Source organism: Chromohalobacter israelensis DSM 3043 (assembly GCF_000055785.1).
GTDB lineage: Bacteria > Pseudomonadota > Gammaproteobacteria > Pseudomonadales > Halomonadaceae > Chromohalobacter > Chromohalobacter israelensis.
The window spans coordinates 1,628,320-1,650,264 of sequence record NC_007963.1 but is presented as its reverse complement, the minus strand read 5'-3'; the positions used below and the strand labels follow the sequence as shown (position 1 = coordinate 1,650,264).

Sequence of the window (21,945 nt, the reverse complement as noted above, 5' to 3'; positions counted from 1 at the left end):
TTGTGACGAGCCACGACGAACAAGCACCGGATGGCGCCAGGCTGGAGGCCGCCTTGGCCAAGCTCGACGAAGCGGTCGAGATTCTCGCCCATGCCCCCGATTTCGCCAAGCCCGGCAAGCTGCGCCGGGTCTTCGACGGCGCCCGCAAGGTGCTGCTGCAACCCGGCGGTGCCGCGGCCATCGAGCCCCGCGCCCAGGCGATCGAGGCCGCCGGCACCTTCGACGGCTCCGACTGGGCCAAGCCGCAGATCCTGGTGCCCTCGCTGACCGTATATTCGCTGAAGAGCGCGGAGAGCGACATCGTGGTGCTCGAGGCGCTCAGCGAACTGCGCCTGCTCGCCGTGGCCCAGGGCCGTTACGCCCATGCGCTGATCTCCGCGGAACAGGCACATCACTACCTCACCCAGGTGCTGGCGCTCAATCTCGAGCTGTTGTTCAGCACGCCCAGCGAGGCCGAGCGCGAAACCCAGGGCCGTCTGGCACAGTTGACCCGCTCGCTGTTCGCACATCTGGCCGAGACCATCGGCTACGAACATGTGATCGACCAGTTGATCGACGAGATCTGGCGCATCCTGCAGCAACGCCCGATCCAGGTCGACGCGATCAAGCGCATGATCACGCAGATCGCCATCTGTCAGGCCGACCCCGACATCGACCTCGGAGCCAGCGGTCAGGGCGCCGACCGCCTGGTCAGCAGCCTGTTCGGGGCGACCCAGGCATCCCGCGAGGATCCCGGCGTCGCGGTCTACCTGGAGCGCCTGCAAGCGATGGACAGCGGCGCTCTCCAATACGAAGCCACCGGCTTCGCTCGCGCCATGCACGATACCGGGCTGGTCTCGGCCTATCATGCGGTACTGCTGCGCCACCTGCTCGACCAGGGGGACCACCTGCTGGCCGAGGCGCTGGGGCTGTCGGCCACCGGGCGCGACTGCCTGCTCTGCTACCGGCAGCTGGTGCAGGCGCTCATCGAGGAAAGCGTCTTTCCCGAGACGCCCCAGGCAGTGTACGGGCTGGCGCTGATGCTCGAACGGGGCATCCTCTATCAGCAGCCGCTCGCGCCCGCGCTGTGGCGGCAGATCAGCCTGCCGATCTCGTCCTGGTCGCAGGAACGCATCCGCATGGCCTATGGCGACACCGCGTCGCCCCGCGCGCGCCTGCTGGAGGGGGTGCTGTGCATGCTCGGACTCCCGCTGGGGGTCGGTCAGGGCAACAACCCGACCTGCCAGTCGGCGCGCGCGCTGTCGATATGGGCCTACAACGATCCCGACTACCTGTTGCAGATGGTGACCTGGGCGGCCCGCGACGACGAGATCGTCATGCATTTCGAGGGCATGCCGCTGTCGTCGATGGCCAGCCTGTCGGGCGTGGCCACGACCCTGCCCCTGGACCTCGATCCGGTCTCGCTGATCGTGGTACCCCACCTCGATCGCATCTATGCCGAGATGGGGCGGCGCTGTGCGGGCCGCGAAGGCGATCCCCACCGCTGGGTCAATCCGGAGTTCCATGGCTGGTGGGCCGGGCGCGGCTTTCGCATCAACGTCGACGTGGAAACCGGCCAGCTCCACGAGCTCGACGCGTTCCTGCGTCATTTCTATGCCAGCTATCACCCCTACTACAACGGCAACCAGCCGTTGATCCATCCGCAACCCGCCGGTATCGCGGTGACCGACAGCGCGGCACGCTTCATCGGCTGGCATGCCATCACCCTGCTGCGAGTCAACCTGGACCCCCAGGACGTGATGCGCGCCTATTTCTTCAACCCCAACAACGACAGCGGCCAGGACTGGGGAGACGGCGTCAAGGTCAGTACCGCCGGTTGCGGCGAGCGCTTCGGCGAGGCCTCGCTACCTTTCGAGCAATTCGCCTCGCGACTGTACATCTTTCACTACGATCCGCTGGAACACGGCGAGCTGGCCAACGTCTCCCAGGCCGAACTCGACCGGGTGATCGGTCACGTCTACCGCAGCTGGGGCGCCGACCGGGTCCCCGCCACCGAACTGCAGGCGCATTGCTCGCCGTCCTGACCCCACCAACGACAGCCGCCCCGAACGGGGATCCGTCCGGGGCGGCTGACATCTCGCTTGCGGTGTGATTCGCGCGGCTGTGCGCTTACTCGGCGCCTTGCTGTGCGGCATTCATGCGCCGCCGCAGAATCGGGCCGACGATGTACGGCAGCACCAGGCCGACGAAGGCCACGACCCACAGACCGATCGCCAGACCACTGCCCCACAGCGCGGTCCAGTCGCCATCGGCGATGTCCAGGGTGTGACGCAGGTTCTTCTCCATCTCCGGGCCCAGCAGCAACCCGAGGATGATCGGCACCATGGGAATTTCCAGCTTGCGCAGGAAGTAGCCGAACACGCCGAAGGCCACCATGAAGTACAGGTCGAACGCGGAGTTGCTGATCGAGTAGATGCCCACGAACGCCACCATGGTGACGATCGGCAGCAGGTACTTGGGCGGTACCGACAGCAGCTTGACGAAGATGCCCACCAGGGGAATGTTGAGCAGCAGCAGCAGGAAGTTGCCGATCAACAGCGCCGCGATCACGCCCCAGACGATGTCGGCATTCTGGGTGAACATCAGCGGGCCCGGCGTGATGTTCATCGAGATCAGCAGCGCCAGCAGCACGGCGGTCGTGCCGCTGCCCGGCACGCCGAGAGTCAGCATGGGCACCAGCGCACCGCTCGAGGCCCCGTTGTTACCGGCCTCGGGACCGGCCACGCCGCGCGGATCCCCCTCGCCGAAGTAGCCCTTCTTGCCGACCACCTTCTTTTCGAGGGTGTAGCCGATGAAGCTGCCCAGCGAGGCGCCCGCGCCGGGCAGGACACCGGCAATGAAGCCGAGAATGCCGCCGCGGATGCTGGACGGCATGATCTCGCGGACTTCCTTGAAGGACAGCGTGAGCTTGTTGACCTTCATCGGTCCCTTGCCGCTACCGGCACGGTCCTCGATGAAGAACAGCAACTCGGAGATCGCGAACAGACCGACGATGGCGATGATGAAGTCGACGCCTTCATAGAGTTCCAGCACGCCGAAGGTGTAGCGCTGCGTGCCGGTGGAGTCGATGCCCACCGTGGCGATCATCAGGCCCAGGGCCGCGGCCAGTACCGTCTTGATGGGGTTCTTGCCGGTGATGCCGCCCAGGGTGGCGAAGGCCAGCACGAACAACGCGAAATATTCCGCTGGTCCGAAGGTCAGGGCGAACTTGGCCAGCAGCGGCGCCAGCAGGATGAGACCGATCGTGGCGATCAAGCTGCCCATGAACGACGCGATCGCCGAAATCGCCAATGCCTCGGCGGCCTTGCCCTTCTGGGCCATCGGGTAGCCGTCGAGACAGGTCATCATCGCCGGTTCGTCGCCGGGAATGTTGAGCAGTATCGACGAGATGCGCCCCCCGTACATGGCACCGGCGTAGACCGACGTCAGCATGATCAGCGCGGTTTCCGGCGGCAGCCCCAGCGTGAAGGCCAGCGGAATCAGGATCGCCACGCCGTTGGCGGGCCCCAGCCCCGGCAATGCGCCGATCAGGGTCCCGAGAAAGGCCCCGATCAGGGCGAACATCAGGTTGTGCGGCGCCAGGGCGACGCCGAACCCGTCGATCAGATAGCCCAGAGTTTCCATCAGCTTCCCTCCAGGACGCTAAACACGCCCAATGGCAAGGCCAGGTTGAGGGCGTAGGTGAAAAGCAGGTAGACCACCACGCCGGCAACCGCGCCGGTCATGTAGGCACGCATCGGTGCCGCCCCCATGCGCCAGCACAAGGTGCCCACCGCCAGCAGCGTCGCGATGATGAACCCGAGCGGCTGGAGCAGCAGCGTGTAGGCGATCAGCACGGCCACGGCGATGACCAGCTCCAGCACGATACGCCCCTTGGGCCAGGCGTTGTCCGGGTCCGGCTTGACGATCAGATAAAGACTGGAAAGCGCCAGCACTACCGCGAGTACCTTGGGAAAAGTCTCGGGGCCGACCGACTCGGCCCCACCGAACGGTTCCGGGAACTGTGTGGCGCCCCAGCCGTACGCGACGGCCAGGACGAGCAGCAGCACACCGCAGATACGGTCGTTGCGTTGGGTCATTGCTTGATCAGCCCGATTTCCTTGGAGAGCGACTGAATGTCCTGGATCTGCTGATGGACGAATTCTTCGAACTCGGCACCGCTGACATGGAACGGCATCAGGCCATTGTTCTTCATGACCTTCTTCCATTCGTCGCTGGCGTAGAGCTCATCGACGGCATCGACCCAGTACTGCTTGGCCTCGTCGGAGATGTCCGCCGGCATGTAGAAACCGCGCCAGTTCGGGCCTACGGCATCGATGCCCTGTTCCTTGGCGGTGGGGATGTCGCTGAACTCGCCGGGCAGGCGCTCATCGGCCAGCACGGCCAGCACACGCAGGTCGCCGGATTCCATGAAGCCCTGAGCCTCGGTGATGTCGCCCGTGAAGGCATCGACATGACCGCCGACCACTTGAGTCATGGCCTCGCCACCGTTGTTGTAGGACAGATACGGAATCCGGGGCAGGTTATCGACATCCGCCGCCTGCGCCGCGATCAGCACCTTGAGATGGTCCCAGCCGCCCTTGGCGCTGCCACCGGCGAACTTCACCGAGCGCGGGTCTTCTTTCAGGGCTTCCATCAGCTCGTTGAGGTTCTGGTACGGCGAGTCCTTGGAGACGGCTATCACACCGTAGTCGGCGCCGAGAGCACCGATCCAGTTGACCATGTCGGCGTCCAGCCCCTGGAACTGACCTTGCGCCAGGCGCGTGGTGGTCGCCGTGGAGGCCGCCACCAGCAGATGGTCGTCGCCGGCACGCTTGCTGACGGTGTGCGCGTAAGCGACACCGCCGCCTGCCCCCGCCATGTTGAGGGTCTGCACGCTGCCCGGCACCATGTCGAGCTCTTCCATCACGTTACCCACGCTGCGGCAGGTGAAATCCCAGCCGCCGCCCGGATCGGAGGGCGCGATGCACTCGACCTTGCCGGACGGTTCGAATGCCATGGCGCTGCTGGCACCCAATGTCAGCGCAGCGGCCATGACCAGTTTGAGCGGCGTCTTGAAAGCCATTGTTGTTATCTCCCTTGCACGAGATTGAAATGGGTTGCGGGCAACCTGACATTTACCTTACAGTTCTGTAAGGCAGAACATCGTTCCCTTGAGCGGAAAACTAGGCATGTCGGACACGAGCGTCAACGCTCAAGACGCCGTTCGCGACTAAAGTTGAATGCTGCCGTGCAGGCGGCACGAATCGCTGGAGAGTCCCGCCATGGCGCAGGATCGGGTGGAAGCCGTCGAACGCGCGCTGACGGTCATGGAAGCCTTCGATACACCGCGCGACAGTCTATCCCTGGCCGAGCTGGCCGACGCGACGGCTCTCTACAAGAGCACCTTGCTGCGTCTTCTGGGATCGCTGGAACGCTTCGACTACGTGCAACGCGACGGACGAGGACGCTACCGCCTGGGCACGACACCGGCGCGGCTGGGCAGACGTCATGCTCCCTCGCGTCAGCTCGCCGACCTGGTCATGCCCACGCTCGATGCCTTGTGCCGGCAAACCGGCGAGACCGCCGCGCTGCTGGCGCTCGTCGGAAACGACGTCGAGTGCCGTCTGAGCGTGCTGCCGGAAAGCGATCTGCGCCACACGCTGCGCCCCGGCCAGCATTGGCAACGTCAAGGCGACACGCCTTCCCTGACGCTCCCCGGCGGGCGCATGCTGTGTCAGGCGCTGCCCGACACCGCTTACTGGTTGAGCCTTTCCGGCCCCCAGGGGCGCTTGCCCGCGCGCGAGGCGCGTCGCGCATTGCAGGATGCCGTGGCGCAGCTGCACCACCATGAACTGCAGGATTATCCGCCATGACATCCGATACCATGCCTGCCCTGCTGCTCGTCGAGGACGACGCCCTGCTCGCCGGCACGCTGCACGATGCACTGGCCCTGGCCGGCTATCGCGTCGAGACACTCGAGGACGGCGACCGCGCCCACGCGCGCCTGGCCGCGCCGGGACACGGCCAGGCGCTCGTCTTGCTCGACCTCAATCTGCCGGGGCGCGGCGGCCTGGAGATCCTCGAGGCCATGCGCCGTCACGACCGCGATACGCCGGTGCTGATTCTCACCGCGCGGGGAGCCATCGAGGATCGCGTCAAGGGGCTCGACCTCGGCGCCGACGACTACCTGGCCAAGCCCTTCGCCCTGGACGAGCTGGAAGCCCGGGTTCGCGCTTTGCTGCGCCGGCGCCAGCACGATGACAGCCCCCAGTTGCACGTCGGCCCGCTGCATTTCGATGGCCTGACGCAACGCTTCACCCTCGACGGCACCCCCCTGGAGCTGCCACCCCGCGAACAACGGCTGCTGGTCTATCTGATGCGCCACGCGGGCGAGCCGGTGGAAAAGGGGCATCTGCTCACGCAAGTCTTCAGCGGCGACACGCTGGGCGACAACGCCATCGAGGTCTATATCCACCGCCTGCGTCGCCGCCTGGCGGCCTCCCCGCTCACATTGCGCACCGTACGCGGCCTGGGCTACGTGCTGGAAAGCGACACGCAGGAGCGCGACGGTGAATGAGTCGGCCACCCTGCCGAGCCTCTACCGCCGCCTGCTGGTCTGGCTGCTGGTGCCGATGCTGCTGCTCGGCAGTCTGGTACTGGCCCAGGCCTACATGGCCTCTCGCGATACCGCCGATCGGGCGTTCGACCGCCTGCTGGAAGCGGCATCGCTGGCCATCGCCGAGCAGGTCAAGCGTCAGCAAGGCCAGCTGTGGATGGACCTGCCACCGGCGGCCCTGAAGATGCTGGCTTCCCAGGCCGAGGAACGCGTCTTCTACGCGCTCTACGATGCCAACGGCAATTTCATCAGCGGCAACGCCGAATTGCCGGCGCTCGACGACACCGCCGCCGACATGCGCTTCGCCGACATCGAGTGGCATGACATGGCTCTGCGCCTGGGCATACGGCGGTCACAGCTCGAGGGCTGGCGTAATCGCCAGCCCTTCGAGGTGCGCGTGGCCCACACCCGCGAGGGACGCGAGGCACTAACCCAATCGCTGTTCCAGGGCAGCATGCTGCGTCTGGTCGCCATGGCTCTGCTCGCCATCGGCGTGGTGCTGCTGGGGATTCGCATGGCGCTGATGCCGCTGACCCGCCTGCGGCGCGCGATCCGGGCCCGCGACCCGCGCACCCTGGCGCCGCTCGATCTGGCACTGCCCCGCGAGCTGGCCGAGCTGCGCGAAACCCTCAACGACTTGCTGGCCCGCATGCGTCGTGTCCGCGCCAACCAGGAACGCTTCATCGGCGACGCCTCTCACCAGCTGCGCACTCCGCTGGCCGGGCTCTCGGCACGCGCCGAGCTGGCCCTGCGTCAGGACGACCCGCGCGCCTGGCATGCCGCCCTGGACGTCATGCGCGGCAGTGCCGACAAGACCGCGCGCCTGGCATCGCAACTGCTCTCGCTGACACGCCTCAACAATCCCGAAGCGACTCCCGAAGCGGTGGCCATCGATCTCTGTCACACCGCCCGGCAGGCGGTTCGTGATGCCTGGACCCAGTGCCATCGCGACGGTATCGACCTGGGCGTGGAAGTGCCCGCGCATCCGGTGATGCAGCAGGCAGTGGAATGGCAGCTCGCCGAGGCCCTGGCCAATTTGATCGACAATGCCCGACGCTATGGTGCCAGGCGCATCACGGTACGCGTGACCGAGGAGCCCACGCGGCTCGAGGTCGAAGACGACGGCCCCGGCATTCCGGAGAGTCAGCGTCTGCTGGTGCTGCGGCCCTTCCATCGCGGCATCGAGGGCGGACAAGGCTCGGGGCTCGGCCTGGCCATCGTCGACGGCATCGCCCGCACGCACGGGGCACGGCTCAGCCTGGCGCCGGCCCATCCCCACACCGAGCCGCCCGGGCTGTGCGTGCGACTGCAGTTCAGCGAGGAGGGAACACCATGACGCCGTTACGCCGCCTGTGCGGACTGGCCGTGCTCGCCTGGGCCGGACTCACGGCTTCCCTGGCCTGCCATGCCGATCCGCAGGTTCTGCACTACCCCGCCACGCAGGCCCCCGCGCAGCCCCTGGAGATTCACGGTGCGCTGGACAGCGACCTGATGGCACCGCTGCTGGCCGACTTCCAGGCGCGTCATCCCGAGATCGAACTGGTCTATCGCAACCTGACCACACTGGCGCTTTACCGCCGCTTCATGTCCGCGGACGCCACCTCGGCGGATGTCGTCATGTCGTCGGCGATGCCGTGGCAATACCAGCTCGCCAACCGCGGCTACGCCCAATCGCTCGACACCGCCGAGGCTCGAGCCTGGCCTCAGGCCTCCCGCTGGCGACGCGAGCTGTTCGGCATCACCTTCGAGCCGGTGGTCATCGTCTACCGGCGCGACGCCATCGCGTCCGACGCGTCGCCGGACAGCCACGAGGCACTGCTGCGACTGCTCACTGAACAGCGCCAGCGCCTCACGGGGCGTGTCGTCACCTACGATCCGTGGCGTAGCGGCGCGGGCTATACCTACGCCACCGCGGATTCGCACATGTCGCCGCGCTACTGGGAGCTGGTGGCCGCGCTGGGCGGCGTGAAGGCCGCCCTGGCCGATACCACCGGCGACATGCTCGACGGCCTGGTCGCGGGACGCTACGACATCGGCTACAACCTGCTCGGTTCCTACGCCCGCGATGTCGTGGCCGACAACCCGCAACTGGAGATGGTCATCCCCGACGATTATGCCCTGGTGATGCAGCGGCTGGCGTTGATCCCCAAACGGGCGCCGCATCCGGAGACCGCCAGGCGCTTCCTCGATTACCTGCTGAGTCGCCAGGGACAGCAGGCAATACGCGACAAGACACCGCTCGGCGCGGTACATCCCGACCTCGAAGGGCCGGAGACCGCCCATGGACTGCGCCGCGCGCTGGGCGACGCGATCCATCCGATCGCCATCGACCCCGGCCTGCTGGCCACGCTCGACGCTCTCAAGCGCCACTCCCTGCTCGAGCGCTGGCAACGCGAGTACACCCGCTTGAGCGACAATGCGCCCTGAACGCGGGCCTGCCTTCGCGCTATACTGCGACGCCTTTGCCGACTGACGCACCGGAGCCGACATGCCACGCCTCGATCAACTGCTGGTCATCCAAGGATGGGCGCGTTCACGTACCCGGGCGCAGCGCTTGATTCGCCACGGCCGTGTCACGCTGGTGTCCACGCAGACGCCACGCGTACTGACCAAGCCCGGCGAAACGTTGCCCGACACCAGTCGTTTCGCGGTCGCCGAGGACCCGGAGGAGCGCTATGTCTCACGAGCGGGGCTCAAGCTGGAAGGCGTTCTGGAGGCGCTCAACGTACGTTTCGACGGCATGACGGTACTCGACGTGGGCCAGTCCACCGGCGGCTTCACGGACTGCGCGATGCGCTTCGGCGCCGCGCGCGTGGTCGGTATCGAGGTCGGACACGACCAGCTCGCCCCGACACTGCGTGAGGATGCCCGGGTCACCTGCCTGGAAGGCGTCAACGCCCGCGCTCTGCCTCGCGAGCGGCTCGACGCGCTCGCCCCCGAAGGACTGCACGCCGCGGTCATGGATGTCTCGTTCATCTCGCAGACGCTGATCCTGCCCGAGCTGGCCGCCGTGCTGGCGCCCGGGGGCCAGTTGATCTCGCTGGTCAAGCCACAGTTCGAGGTCGGCCCGGGCAAGGTCGACGCCCATGGCGTCGTCCGCGATCCGGCGCTCTTCGCGGACGTCGAGGCGCGCATTCGCACCTGCTGTGCCGATGCCGGCTTCGCGATTCGTCACTGGCAGGAAAGCCCTCTGCGCGGCGGCGACGGCAACCGCGAGTTCCTGCTTCACGCGGTCATCCCCCGCCCCTAGCGGCCGCCGTCACCTCCGCCTCCGTCGGCATCCGTCCCGTCGCCGCTCGGGCTGCGTCCGACATCGACGTCCTCGATGCCGTCGCGCCGTGCCGGCCTCGCCGATACGGCGCCATCGCCAAGAGTGGCCGTCTCCTGGGGCCGGGAGCTCACCCAGGCCTGCCGCCCCGAGGCATCGTGCAGCCAGACGTCCATCTGGTTGAAGGCAATGCGAATGCCATGCTGATGGAACAGGGCATCGAGACGCCGGTTGATCTCGTCGCTGGCGTACAGTCGGTCCATCAAGTCGTTGACGAAAATGCGCAACTCGAAGCTGAACGCGGTCGCCCCGTACTCGAGACAGAACACCTGGGGCTCGGGGTCCTTGAGGACGCGCGGGTTTTCCACGGCGGCCTGGCGCAGCAGACGATGCACCAGCTCGAGATCGGAGCCGTGCGAGACGCCGTAGGTCAGCACGACCCGGGTGATGTTGTCGGATAGCGACCAGTTGATCAGTTGATCGGTGACGAAGGTCTTGTTGGGGATGATGATTTCCTTGCGGTCGAAGTCCGTCACCGTGGTGGCACGAATGCGGATACGGCTGACCGTACCGTGCAGGTTGCCCAGCGTGATGGTGTCGCCGATGCGCACCGGCCGCTCGAAGAGGATGATCAGGCCGGAAATGAAATTGGCGAAGATTTCCTGCAGCCCGAAGCCCAGCCCCACGCCGAGCGCCGCGACCAGCCATTGCAGCTTGTCCCACGACACCCCCAGTGTGCCCAGCGACACCACGACTCCCGTGCCTACGATGGTATAGGAAAGCAGCGACGAAATGGCATAGGCACTGCCCTGCTTGAGGCTCAGCCGCGACAGCACCATGACTTCCAGCAGCCCCGGCAGGTTGCGCGCCATCACCAGAGTCAGCGCCACCAGTGCCAGTGCCATGAGCACATCGGCCACGGTGATCGGGCTGGTGGTCATCGCCTCGCCCTGACCACGCTCGATCTGCCACACGGTGACGTTGTCGAGATAGGACAACACGCCGAGCAGGTCCGCCCAGACGACGTACAGCACCAGCGTGAAGCCCAAGAACAGGATCAGCTTGGAAAGCCGCAGCGACTGCTGATTGACCTGTTCCATGTCCAGCGGCGGCTCCTCGACCACCTCGAGGCCGCTTTCGGTGTCTTCCTTGGCCTGGGCACGACGCCGGGCCACCGCACGCCGATACGCCAGGCGCCGTGCCGCCACCGCCAGGCCGCGCACCACCGCCGCCTCGACGAGAATCCACAGGCCGAGAATGTAGATCGAGGTGATGAAGCGGCCGATCAGGCTCAACGCGGTGTATTCGAAGCCCATGATGATCAGTCCCGCCAGCACCAGCGGCACCGCCGCCAGCGCCAGTCCCAGCAGCAAGCGGAACAGCTTGAGGCCGAAAAACGGCACATGGGCGAGGATCAGACGCACCAGCACCACGCTCATCGCCACCAGTCCCAGCAGCAGAAACGACAGCGACAGCGGTCGCTCCGCCAGACGGGCTTCGTTGAACGGCGCCACATTGCTGACCAGGATGACCGGAATCAATGCCATGCCCAGCCACAGCAGCAAACGACGCAGGCGCAGTACATAGGCCGGCGACCAGTGGAAGTGGCGTGCGGCCACGCCGTCGGAGACCAGCAGGCGACGCGCCCAGGCCACGACGCCCCAGGCCAGTGCCAGTTGCAGCAACGCATCGCCGAGAACGACGGCGAACCCCTGCCCGCCGAGATTGAGCGCCCCGCCGGCGGCCGCCATCGTCAGGGGGCCGTGGGCGGCGAGCAGTGCGTTGAGCCCGATCGCCCGTGGCGTGTGCATCTGGGTATCGCGTTTCAGTCGCCCGATTTCCTCGTGCAGACGCAACAGCGAAGCCTTGATGCGCCGACGCCACAGCAGCAGCGCGCCGGCCAGCAGCAGCAGCGGCAGCACGGCCAGCGCCCCGGCATCGGGGCGTTGCCACAAGGAAGCCAGCGCCGTGCGCCAGTCGGCGGCCGCCATGCGTTGCCCCAGGGTGGCGGGGAATTGCTGCAGCCATGCCAGATCCAGCGGACGCCCGTTGGCGACCCAGAACAATTGCTCTTCGATGGTGGCGCGCAGCTCCTTGCTGATTTTCAGCAACTGCTGCTGGTTGAGCTGCAGGTTGATGGCAATCGTCAGCAGGTTGCCATATTCCTCGTCGAGCTGGTCGAGCAGCTCGCGACGCGACTCGAACAGCTTGACCAGCGCCTCGCGCAGTCCCGGCGCATCGTCGATATCGGCCTCGGCGAGGCTGTCGTCGGCCAGCTGCTGGGGACGGCGCAGGGCATCGCGCTGCTGGGACAGGTCGAACTGGCGCAAGCGCAGGTCGGCAATGTCGTCCTGAAGACCGCCGAGCGCTTCCACCTCAGGCAAGGATTCGCGCTGCTCGCGCAGGATGCGCGACAACAGCAGGCTGCCGCGAATCGCCTCGATCTGCTCGTTGAGCGTGCGCTGAACCTGGCGCACGCGGTCGAGCTGGGTGCGCGTCTCGATGCCTTCGCGCACCATGGCATTGGCGCGATCGGTGATATCGAGAAGTTCGCGACTCAAGTCACGATTGACCTGCTGCACCTGGGACAGCACCGGATGCCCGGCGATGGCCTCGGCGTCATCGCGGCCGACCTCGGCAATGGCTTTTTCCGACTCGGCACGGCGCTGGCGGTCGAGCGCCGCCTGCAGTGCTGCCAGCTGCTGTTCCTTGAGCGCGATGCGCTTTTCCAGCACGTCGCGCTGCTGCATCGCCAGTTCACGCAGGCGGGTATTGTGGGAGAGTTCGCTCTGGTTCCATTGCGCACGCTGCTCGGCGAGCGCCACCTCGACCCGGTAGCGGTCACGCTTGGCCTGGGCGGCCTCCGACTCGCCCTCCGCGTCGAGCGCGGCAAGCTGCGCCTTGCGGGTCTCGGCGCGCTCGCGCGCCTCGCTGATCGCCGCCTGAGCGCGTTCGGGCAAGGTCTGGGCGCTGATCAACTGCGCGTTGACGTCGGCCAGACGCCCCTGCAATGCCTCGAGGGCTTCCAGGGCGTCGCCGGTGCGGGTCTGCAGGGCAGTCAGCGACAGCTCGTCGAAGTCGTCCGCGCTCGGTGTCGCCGTATCGCCCTCCAGGCGCTGCAGCTCGCCGGCCAATGCCTGCGACTCCTGCGGCGCCCGCGCCGCGCGCTGCTCGAGTTCGCGCAGCTTGTCGTCGAGCGTTCGGAGCTCCTTGAGTCCTTCCAGCGCGGCCCGGGTATCCTCCAGTGCCGCGCGCTGATCGCCATCCGGCTGCTCGATGGCCTGCAGGCGTTCCAGACGTGCCTGCAAGGCGTCGCGCTCGGGCAACGACGTCTGCGCGGCAGCGTCGCCCACCGCCCACAGCAGGCAAACCATCACGAATGCGATATAATGGGCCACACGTGTCCTGGCGCCCCTGATCATGCATCGCCGGGGAAATCCTTGCCACGTCAAAAAACGACACCTGCGTCGGCACGCCATGCTGTTTCCTCGTCACCTAGCGATGCGCCGATTGTCGGCGCGTGACAGGACCTTGGCAATGTTGCGCACCGATATTTGCTTCGCCCTTTCGACGTGATAGAAACATTCACGATCACCCATGTGCCCGGTCGGCCAGGCTCGACGCGTCTTTCCGCTCGCCTCGACATGACATGCGGTTGGGCCACAGCGTTTTACACTATCGACAAGGTATTCAATGACATGGAGTCACCACGCCCCTTCTTGCCGATGATTGCGCTGCTCACCCTGGCGCTTTCCAGCTCCGTGCATGCCGCCACCGAGCTGAGCGCCAGCGAGCGCCAGGCCATCGAGGCGCGCGTGCAGACGCTGGAGACGGAACTGCGCGACCTGCGTCAGACGCTGGCCGAGGATGCCAGCGCGACAGAAGCCGATGCCAGCCCGGCGGAACGCGAGGCGCAGAATCTGGAAACCCGCGTCGACAAGCGTCGCGAGCTCGAGCGCGAGTCTTCGCGCAATCCCCTGGCGGTGACCACCTACCGGCGCAACTATCTGCTGCCGTGGGCCTATAACGCCAACCCCGACCAGGATCGCTTCGCCGAAGTCACCGACGCCACCGATGCCGACAACACCGAAGTCAAGTATCAGCTGAGCTTCAAGGTCAACCTGATCGAAGATCTCTTCGACGACAACGGCGACGTGTACTTCGCCTACACGCAGCGCAGCTGGTGGCAGGCTTACAACTCCGAGGCCTCGGCCCCCTTCCGCGAGACCAATTACGAGCCCGAGGCGTTCATCAGTTTCGACAACAGCATGAGCGCGCTGGGCTGGACCAACACCATCAATCGTCTCGGCTTTGCGCACCAGTCCAACGGCCGTTCCGATCCGTTATCGCGCAGCTGGAACCGCGTCTACGCCGACATGGTGTTCCAGCGCGGCGAATGGGCGGTGAGCGTGGCGCCCCACTGGCGAGTCCCCGAGAACGAGGAAGACGATGATAACCCGGACCTCGAGGACTACATCGGCTACGGCGACGTCACGCTGGTCCGCGCCTTCGGCGACCAGGAAGTTTCGCTGCTGATGCGCGGCAATCCCGGCAAGAGTCATTACGGGGCGCAACTGGACTACTCGTTTCCGCTATTCGGCAAGGTGCGCGGTTACGTTCAGTACTACCACGGCTACGGCGAGAGCCTGATCGACTACGATCACATCAACCGTCGCCTGGGGCTCGGCTTCAGCATCAACACCTTCCTGGCGGGCATTCCCGGACTGGATTGACAATGCATACGGTTGCGCGCTGTTGATGCAGCGCCGTTGCCTGCTATGCTTAGGACGCCATTAACTTGTCAGAGGAAGACACACATGACCATGCAGCCCACCGGCCAGCGTGAACGCGACGCTTCCACCGAGCAGCTCAAAGACGACCTGCGCCACCTGTCGCAAACCGTGGAGGAGCTGGTCAAGGCGACAGCGGACGATTCTCGCGGCCATATCACGCAAGCACGTGAGCGTGCCCAGCAGCGCCTCACCGAGACGCGCGCCAAGCTCGAAGCCCGCGGCGAGAAGGTATACGACAACGCACGCGATCAGATCGATCACTGCGACCGCTACGTACGCGACAACCCCTGGACCAGCATCGGCATCGGCACTGCGCTCGGGGTCGTCGTCGGCATGCTCATCGGGCGTCGCTAATGGCTGATCGCCAGGGACCGGCGGAGCGCGTCATCACCTCGGTGCGTCGATTGCTTGCCACTCTCGTAGCGACCGGCGAGACGCGCTTGCGCCTCGCCGTTCTCGAGCTGGAAGCCGAACGCGACCGCATGCTCAGCCTGTTGTTGATGGCCGGCGCGGCGTTGATCACCTTTTCGTTCGCCATCGGCATGCTGTTGCTGCTGCTGGTGGTCATGTACTGGGAAGACCATCGCCTGCTGGCCATCGGGCTGTGCTCGGCAGCGCTTTTCGTGATTGCTGCCCTCTGCCTGTACGGCGCCAAGCGTATCGCCAAGCGCCGGCGCCTGATGCAGTCCACCTTGAGTCATTTGGCACAAGACCGCCAAGCACTGGGGGGTTCTCGTGAATCGTCGTGAACGTGCCGCTGAACTCGACTATCTCGAGGCACGCATTCTGCAGCAGCGGCTCGACATGGGGCACGCCCTGCACGAATGGCGCGATGCCACGGCGCCCATCGATCATGCCTGGCAGCGCGTGATGCAATGGAAAGTGCCGTTGATCGGCACCTTCGGTCTGCTCGCGGCCCAGGGCGCGCGACGCCCGAAGACCGCACGCTCCTGGCTGCGACGCGGCCTTTCGGCGGTATTGCTGGCCAATCGCGCGCGCGCCCTGTATCGGCTGGCACGCCGCTAGCGCCTTTCGCCATGCCCGTCAAGAGCCCCCGACATGGGGGCTTTTTGCGTTGGCAGCGTGTCACGCCAGGCACTCACGAGGCCAGCTGACGTGCCAGAATGTCCTCGACATCCTCGTCGCCCGGCGAGACATGCACGCACGGCACCCCGGCCTGGTCCAGGGTCTCGCGTGTCTGCGCGTCGAAGACGGCCAGGTCGTCGTCATGACAGTAGACGACCGCCACCGCGCCATGACGGCGCGCCAGCGACGGCACCTCGCTCGGGTAGTAGACCCGCACGCCCTCCACTTGCGTCCCGTGATGCCACGGATAGTCATCGACCGCCGCCAGCGCGTCATAGCGGCGCGACCGGGCAAGCCGCGTGAGCAGACGATAATGCGCATAATCGAGCCCGCACACGATCACCGGCAGACGCTGCTCCGCCTGGCGCGAGCGCCCAGGCCAACGCCATCGACGCAGCGCCTGGACGACTCTGTCCCCGAGGTGTCGCGACATCCTCCCCTCCTCCTCGCTCGCCCTTATCGTCCGCCCGTGCTAGACCGCCTGCCCACAGGCCACGCCCGACGCCCAGGCCCACTGAAAATTGAAGCCGCCCAACTGGCCGGTGACATCCAGCACCTCGCCGATGAAACGCAAAGCCGGCAGCCCCTCCACCTCGAAGGTCTTGGAGGAAATCGCTCGCGTGTCGACGCCGCCCAGCGTCACCTCGGCGGTGCGCCAGCCCTCGGTGCCGGCGGGCTTGAGCTGCCAGCGCTTCAACTCGTCCTCCAGGCGCGCCACCTCACGGTTGGACAACGTCCCCAGCGGCACATCCGCCAGGCCGTGCCATTCGCACCAGGCCTGTGCCAGGCGCTTGGGCAGCCGTTCCCCCAGCCACGTCGCCACCCGCCGCTTGGGCGCGTGGTGTCGCATGGCGGTCAGTTCCCCGGCGACATCGACCTCCGGCAGCAGATCGATGGACAACGCCATGCCCGGTTGCCAATGACTGGAGGCTTGCAGCATGGCCGGCCCGGAGACGCCGCGATGCGTGAACAGCATCGGTTCGTGATAGCGCCCTTCGCCGACCTCGACCGTCACCGGACAACTCACTCCCGCCAGCGACGCGGCACGCTCGCGCCATTGCGAGGTGAGCGTGAACGGCACCAGCGCGGCCCGGGTCTCGGACACCGATAGACCGAACTGGCGCGCCACGTCATAGCCGAAGCCGGTCGCGCCCATGGTGGGAATCGACAGGCCACCCGTGGCGATGACCACCGTGCCGGCGTCGATCGGGCCACTGGACGTAGCCAGGCGCATGCCTTCGCCATGGCGTTCGAGCGAGTCGACCCGGGTCTTGAGGCGCACCTCCGCCCCGGCCCACTCGCACTCGGTCAGCAGCATGGCCACCACCTGCTTGGCCGAGTCGGCACAGAACAACTGGCCCGGCGCCTTCTCGACATACTCGATGGCGTGGCGCTCGACGAGCTCGACGAAGTGACCCGGCGTATACCGCTTGAGCGCGGAGATGCAGAAATGCGGGTTGGCCGAGAAGAAATTCGCCGGCCCCGTCGCCAGGTTGGTGAAGTTGCAGCGCCCCCCGCCGGACATGAGGATCTTCTTGCCCGCCTTGTTGGCATGGTCGAGCACCAGGACGCGGCGCCCCGCGTATCCTGCGGTCGACGCGCACATCAGTCCCGCCGCGCCGGCACCGATCACCACTACGTCATACGTCTGTGCCATCGTTGCGTCTCGTTCCAGGCAAAGGGTGGCATTCTAAGCGTTATGCGACACCTCGACGAGCGTGGCGCACCGACACCGGTGCACCGCGTTGAACGCAGGCCACGCCGCCGGATCCGCAAACGTGTAAAAAGCGTGCATCATGGCGCTCGAGCCAATGCGCACTTTTATCCGGCGCCCGGGTCGGATACAACGAGAGACATTCCGAAACATGCCAGCGTGCCACTTCAATGGCGAGAGACGTCAGGCGTTACGCAGGCGCTGGCCGCGCGGTCATCATCGCACCGAGACAATAACGAGACATTATGCCCGTACTTTCGCTTCTTGCCGTGGCCGCCCGCGGCCGTCGTCGCCTGGGTGTGGCGCTGCTTGGCCTTTCGATGCTGGGCAGTGCCAACGCACAGGACCCCGATGCCCGTACGTCGGTCATCGCCGCGCCCGTCACCACCACCGAGTGGAGCGATCCGCTGGAAGCGCTGGGGACACTGCGTGCCGACGAGAGCGTGACGCTGTCCGCCACCGTGACCGAGACCATCGCCGAGCTCAGCTTCGACGACGGTCAGCGCCTCGCGGCGGGCGACCTGCTGATCCGTCTCGACGATAGTGCCGAGCAGGCCGAGCTGCGTGCCGCCAGGGCCTTGCGCCAGGAACGCGAGAACGCCGTGCGCCGTGCCCGGCAACTTCAGGATCGCAACGTCGGTATCCGCGCCGACGTCGAAGATGCCCAGGCCCAGCTGGCGCAGGTCAATGCCCAGATCGACGAGATACAGTCGCGCCTCGCCGACCACCAGCTGCGCGCGCCCTTCGCCGGCACCGTGGGGCAGCGCGACCTCAGCGTCGGCGCCCTGGTCACCCCGGGCACCGAGCTGGTCACCCTCGACAAGCTCGACCGCATGAAACTCGATTTCACCGTCCCGGCGACGTTTCTCGGCGCACTCGCGCCCGGCATGTCGCTGAGCGCCACCACGGCCAGTTACCCCGAGCAGGTCTTTCGTGGTGAGGTCACCAGCATCGGCACCCGCATCGACCCCGTGTCGCGCAGCGTCAGCGTACGCGCCCAGCTGCCCAATCCCGAACGCACGCTGCGCCCCGGCATGCTGATGATCGTGACCCTGGAACGCCGCCCCCGCGATACGCTGGTGGTCCCGGAATCGGTACTCGTGCCCAGCGGCGAGCGCCAATACGTGATGCGCATCGCGCGTGACGCGGACAATCGAATCCAACGGCGCCGCGTGGAAATCGGCGAGCGTCGCGCCGGCGAGGTCGAGATACGCAGCGGACTCCAGGCGGGCGACTGGGTCGTCAGTCACGGCACCACCAAGGTGCGCGACGGCGACCGCGTCGATATCCTCGCCCTCGACGATGGCAGCCGCGAGATCAGCGACATCCTCGAAGCCGCCCGCGACGACGACTCACGTGGCGGAGAAAGCGACTGATGCGTCTTTCCGATACCGCCATTCAGCGTCCGGTGCTGGCGACCGTCTTCGCCCTGCTGTTGATCGCCTTCGGCCTGATCGCCCTCGAACGACTCCCGGTACAGGAATACCCGGCCATCGATCCGCCCGTGGTGAGCATCGAAACGAACTACCCCGGGGCCTCGGCGGATGTGGTGGAAACCCGCATCACGCAGGTGCTCGAGGACCGCATCGCCGGCATCGAGGGCATCGACCTCATCGAATCGACCAGCAGCGACGGCGAGTCGGAAATCGACATCACCTTCAACCTCGATCGCGATATCGAGGCAGCGGCCAACGACATTCGCGATCGCGTCTCCGGCGTGAGCGACAATCTGCCCGAGGAAGCCGAGCCCCCGGAGGTGGAAAAGGCCGACAGCAGCGACGACGTCATCATGTGGCTGAGCCTCACGGCGGAGGGCTACACGGTGCCCGAGCTGACCGACTACGCCAATCGCTACCTGGTCGATCGTTTCGCCACGCAAACCGGGGTGTCACGCGTGCGCGTCGGCGGCGGCAAGGAATACGCCATGCGCGTCTGGCTGAAGCGCAATGCCCTGGCCGCTCGCGGGCTCACCGTCACCGATGTGGAAGATGCGCTGCGCGCCGAGAACGTGGAACTGCCCGCCGGCTTCCTGGAGTCCGACTCGCGGCAGTTCACCTTGCGCCTGCCGCGCGGCTTCGAAACCGCCGCCGACTTCCGTGACCTGGTCATCGACCAGGGTGACGACGGCTACCTCACGCGCTTGAGCGATGTGGCCGGCGTCGAGGTCGGCTCGGTGGAGGAGCGCTCACTGTTTCGCGGCAACGGCGTGCCCATGGTCGGCCTGGGCATCATGAAGCAGTCCACCGCCAACATTCTGGAGGTGTCCCAGGGCGTCAAGGCGGAGATGGCGCGCCTCGAGTCGACCCTGCCCGACGGCATGCAGATGCGGCTCAACTTCGACTCCTCGGTGTTCGTCTCCGGGGCGTTGACGGAGGTCGTGGCCACGCTGTTCATCGCCATGGGACTGGTCGTCGTGGTGATCTTCCTGTTCCTGGGCAATGTGCGCACCACCCTGGTACCCGCGGTCACCGTCCCGATCTCGATCATCGGCACCTTCATCGCCCTGAACGCCTTCGGCTTCACCCTCAATCTGCTCACGCTGCTGGCGCTGGTGCTGGCGATCGGCCTGGTCGTCGATGACGCCATCGTGGTGCTCGAGAACGTCCACCGGCGCATGCAGCTCTACGGCGAAACGCCACTCGTCGCGGCGTTTCGCGGTACGCGCCAGATCGGCTTCGCGGTCATCGCCACCACGCTGGTATTGATCGCGGTGTTCGTGCCGTTGAGCTTTCTGCGCGGCGACATCGGCCGGCTGTTCACCGAATTCGCGCTGACCCTGGCCGCCGCCGTGGCGATCTCGTGCCTGCTGGCGCTGTCCCTGGCCCCGATGATGTGCTCCAAGGTGCTCGACCCCCGCATGCATGAAAGCCGCATCAGTCATGCCGTGCACACCCTGCTCGACGCCACCCAGCGTCTGTATCGCCATGTGCTGGTCACCCTGCTGCGCTGGCGCTGGGCATGTCTGGTGACGTTCGCCGCGCTGCTCGGCGCCACCGTGTGGCTGTTCGGCGAACTGCCCAACGAGTACACCCCGCAGGAGGACCGCGGCAACTTCTTCATCCTCGTCAACGGTCCCGAAGGCGCCACCTTCGACTACATGCAGGATTACATGGACGAGATAGAGGCGCGCCTGCTGCCGCTGGTCGACGAAGGCGAGATTCGCAACATCTCGGTGCGCGCACCGCGCGGCTACGGCAACATCGAGAACTTCAACGACGGCATCGTGATCGTCAGCCTCGCGGCGTGGGGCGAGCGGCGCTCGGCCTGGGACATCATGGCCGACGTGCGCCGGCGTCTCGCGGACCTGCCCGGCGTCGAGGCGGCACCGGTGATGCGGCAGGGCTTCGGTGGGCGCATACAAAAACCGGTGCAATTCGTGATCGGCGGTGGTACCTACGAATCGCTGGTCACCTGGCGCGACCAGCTGCTGGAACGCATTCGCGCAGACGAGGACTCGGGCCTGACCGCCCTGGACAGCGACTACAAGGAAACCCAGCCGCAGTTGCGCATCGAGATCGACTACCAGCGCGCCGCCGCCCTGGGCGTGAACGTCGACACCATCGGCCGCACGCTGCAGACGCTCCTCGGCGGTCGCAGCGTCACCAGCTATGTCGACGATGGCGAGGAATACGACGTCATTCTCGAGGGCGAGCGCGACACGCAACGAAGTCCCCGCGCGCTGGACAACATCCAGGTCCGCTCCGACCGCAGCGGCGAACTCATCCCCCTGGCCAGCCTGGTGACGCTCAGCGACTACGCCGACGCCAGCGAGCTCAATCGTTTCAACCGCGTTCGCGCGATCACCCTGGAAGCCAACCTGGCCGACGGCGCGTCCATGGGCGAGGCCCTGGGCTATCTCAACGCGCTCGCCGACGAGGTGCTGCCCGCCGATGCCATGATCGACTACAAGGGCCCCTCGCGGGATTACCAGGAGTCCAGCGGCGCCACCACCTTCTTGATGATCATGGGACTGCTGGTGGTCTTCCTGGTCCTCGCGGCGCAGTTCGAAAGCTTCGTGCATCCACTGGTCATCATGCTGACCGTGCCCCTGGCGATCAGCGGCGCCCTGCTCGGCCTGTGGCTGACCGGCCAGTCGCTGAACATCTACAGCCAGGTGGGCATGGTGATGCTGGTGGGGCTGGCCGCCAAGAACGGCATTCTCATCGTCGAGTTCGCCAATCAGCTACGCGACGAGGGCCTCGCCTTCCGCGATGCCCTGATCAATGCCTCGGTGACGCGCCTGCGTCCGATCCTGATGACCGCCGTCACCACCATGGCCGGCGCCGTGCCGCTGATCTTCGCCAGCGGCCCCGGTGCCGAGACGCGACTCGTCATCGGCACGGTCATCTTCAGTGGCGTGGCCGCCGCCACATTGTTCACGCTGCTGGTGGTACCCGTCGCCTACGACATTCTGGCCCGACGTACCGGCTCGCCCAGCGATGTCAGCCGGCGCCTGACACGCGAGATGGAAGGAACGTCGTGATGA

Annotated in this window: 18 protein-coding genes; 12 read left to right on the top strand and 6 right to left on the bottom strand. The window is 66.3% G+C overall.

The annotated features are described in order from the left end of the window. Positions 1–2: 2 nt before the first annotated feature. Entirely contained in the window at positions 3–2,024 is a 2,022-nt protein-coding gene (locus tag CSAL_RS07390) for a hypothetical protein (protein ID WP_011506755.1), read from the top strand. 85 nt (positions 2,025–2,109) lie between these two features. Here the strand turns inward: CSAL_RS07390 and CSAL_RS07385 are convergent, their stop codons facing one another. The 3 genes from CSAL_RS07385 to CSAL_RS07375 are packed head-to-tail and all read right to left on the bottom strand — an operon-like array spanning position 2,110 to position 5,065. After that, a complete protein-coding gene (locus CSAL_RS07385) occupies positions 2,110–3,624 on the bottom strand; it encodes a tripartite tricarboxylate transporter permease (RefSeq protein WP_011506754.1) in 1,515 nt (504 codons plus the stop codon). Then, positions 3,624–4,079 carry a tripartite tricarboxylate transporter TctB family protein gene (locus CSAL_RS07380; protein WP_011506753.1) on the bottom strand — a complete coding sequence of 152 codons (456 nt, stop codon included), beginning with the start codon at positions 4,077–4,079 and terminating at the stop codon, positions 3,624–3,626. The genes CSAL_RS07385 and CSAL_RS07380 overlap by 1 nt, the downstream gene beginning before the upstream one ends. Beyond that, positions 4,076–5,065 (bottom strand): Bug family tripartite tricarboxylate transporter substrate binding protein, encoded by a 990-nt coding sequence (locus CSAL_RS07375; RefSeq protein WP_011506752.1) that lies wholly within the window; start codon positions 5,063–5,065, stop codon positions 4,076–4,078. The genes CSAL_RS07380 and CSAL_RS07375 overlap by 4 nt, the downstream gene beginning before the upstream one ends. Positions 5,066–5,264: 199 nt before the next feature. Here CSAL_RS07375 and CSAL_RS16915 point away from each other — a divergent pair, with 199 nt between their 5' ends. The 5 genes from CSAL_RS16915 (at position 5,265) to CSAL_RS07350 (ending at position 9,848) form a co-directional block, all read left to right on the top strand. Then, on the top strand, positions 5,265–5,855 hold the full coding sequence (locus tag CSAL_RS16915) for an IclR family transcriptional regulator (protein ID WP_011506751.1): 591 nt from the start codon (positions 5,265–5,267) through the stop codon (positions 5,853–5,855). Beyond that, a complete protein-coding gene (locus CSAL_RS07365) occupies positions 5,852–6,559 on the top strand; it encodes a response regulator transcription factor (protein WP_011506750.1) in 708 nt (235 codons plus the stop codon). The genes CSAL_RS16915 and CSAL_RS07365 overlap by 4 nt, the downstream gene beginning before the upstream one ends. Beyond that, positions 6,552–7,934 carry a sensor histidine kinase gene (locus CSAL_RS07360; protein ID WP_011506749.1) on the top strand — a complete coding sequence of 461 codons (1,383 nt, stop codon included), beginning with the start codon at positions 6,552–6,554 and terminating at the stop codon, positions 7,932–7,934. The genes CSAL_RS07365 and CSAL_RS07360 overlap by 8 nt, the downstream gene beginning before the upstream one ends. Continuing rightward, positions 7,931–9,025, top strand: a complete 1,095-nt coding sequence (locus tag CSAL_RS07355; protein ID WP_011506748.1) for an ABC transporter substrate-binding protein — start codon at positions 7,931–7,933, stop codon at positions 9,023–9,025. The genes CSAL_RS07360 and CSAL_RS07355 overlap by 4 nt, the downstream gene beginning before the upstream one ends. 61 nt (positions 9,026–9,086) lie before the next feature. After that, entirely contained in the window at positions 9,087–9,848 is a 762-nt protein-coding gene (locus tag CSAL_RS07350; protein ID WP_011506747.1) for a TlyA family RNA methyltransferase, read from the top strand. On the opposite strand, the gene mscK is transcribed toward CSAL_RS07350, so the two are convergent. Beyond that, positions 9,845–13,288: a mechanosensitive channel MscK gene (mscK, locus tag CSAL_RS07345; RefSeq protein WP_110062389.1), complete on the bottom strand. Its 3,444-nt coding sequence runs from the start codon at positions 13,286–13,288 to the stop codon at positions 9,845–9,847. The two genes, CSAL_RS07350 and mscK, sit on opposite strands and share 4 nt — an antisense overlap. A gap of 276 nt (positions 13,289–13,564) precedes the next feature. On the opposite strand from mscK, the gene CSAL_RS07340 reads away from it, so the two are divergent. From CSAL_RS07340 to CSAL_RS07325, 4 genes are all read left to right on the top strand, one after another. Further along, complete coding sequence (locus CSAL_RS07340; RefSeq protein WP_110062390.1) at positions 13,565–14,599, top strand: phospholipase A; 1,035 nt, start codon at positions 13,565–13,567, stop codon at positions 14,597–14,599. A gap of 84 nt (positions 14,600–14,683) precedes the next feature. Next, positions 14,684–15,013: an ElaB/YgaM/YqjD family protein gene (locus tag CSAL_RS07335; RefSeq protein WP_011506744.1), complete on the top strand. Its 330-nt coding sequence runs from the start codon at positions 14,684–14,686 to the stop codon at positions 15,011–15,013. Next, a complete protein-coding gene (locus tag CSAL_RS07330; RefSeq protein WP_011506743.1) occupies positions 15,013–15,408 on the top strand; it encodes a phage holin family protein in 396 nt (131 codons plus the stop codon). The genes CSAL_RS07335 and CSAL_RS07330 overlap by 1 nt, the downstream gene beginning before the upstream one ends. Then, entirely contained in the window at positions 15,395–15,685 is a 291-nt protein-coding gene (locus CSAL_RS07325) for a YqjK-like family protein (protein ID WP_011506742.1), read from the top strand. The genes CSAL_RS07330 and CSAL_RS07325 overlap by 14 nt, the downstream gene beginning before the upstream one ends. A gap of 73 nt (positions 15,686–15,758) precedes the next feature. Here the strand turns inward: CSAL_RS07325 and CSAL_RS07320 are convergent, their stop codons facing one another. Both CSAL_RS07320 and CSAL_RS07315 read right to left on the bottom strand, forming a co-directional pair. After that, a complete protein-coding gene (locus CSAL_RS07320; RefSeq protein WP_011506741.1) occupies positions 15,759–16,178 on the bottom strand; it encodes a nucleoside-diphosphate sugar epimerase/dehydratase in 420 nt (139 codons plus the stop codon). A gap of 39 nt (positions 16,179–16,217) precedes the next feature. Next, positions 16,218–17,402 carry a BaiN/RdsA family NAD(P)/FAD-dependent oxidoreductase gene (locus CSAL_RS07315; protein WP_011506740.1) on the bottom strand — a complete coding sequence of 395 codons (1,185 nt, stop codon included), beginning with the start codon at positions 17,400–17,402 and terminating at the stop codon, positions 16,218–16,220. Positions 17,403–17,704: 302 nt separating this feature from the next. Between CSAL_RS07315 and CSAL_RS07310 the strand changes: the two genes are divergently transcribed. Further along, positions 17,705–18,835: an efflux RND transporter periplasmic adaptor subunit gene (locus CSAL_RS07310; protein WP_011506739.1), complete on the top strand. Its 1,131-nt coding sequence runs from the start codon at positions 17,705–17,707 to the stop codon at positions 18,833–18,835. Continuing rightward, on the top strand, positions 18,835–21,942 hold the full coding sequence (locus CSAL_RS07305) for an efflux RND transporter permease subunit (protein ID WP_011506738.1): 3,108 nt from the start codon (positions 18,835–18,837) through the stop codon (positions 21,940–21,942). Before CSAL_RS07310 ends, CSAL_RS07305 begins: the two co-directional genes overlap by 1 nt. The last annotated feature ends 3 nt before the right edge of the window (positions 21,943–21,945 follow it).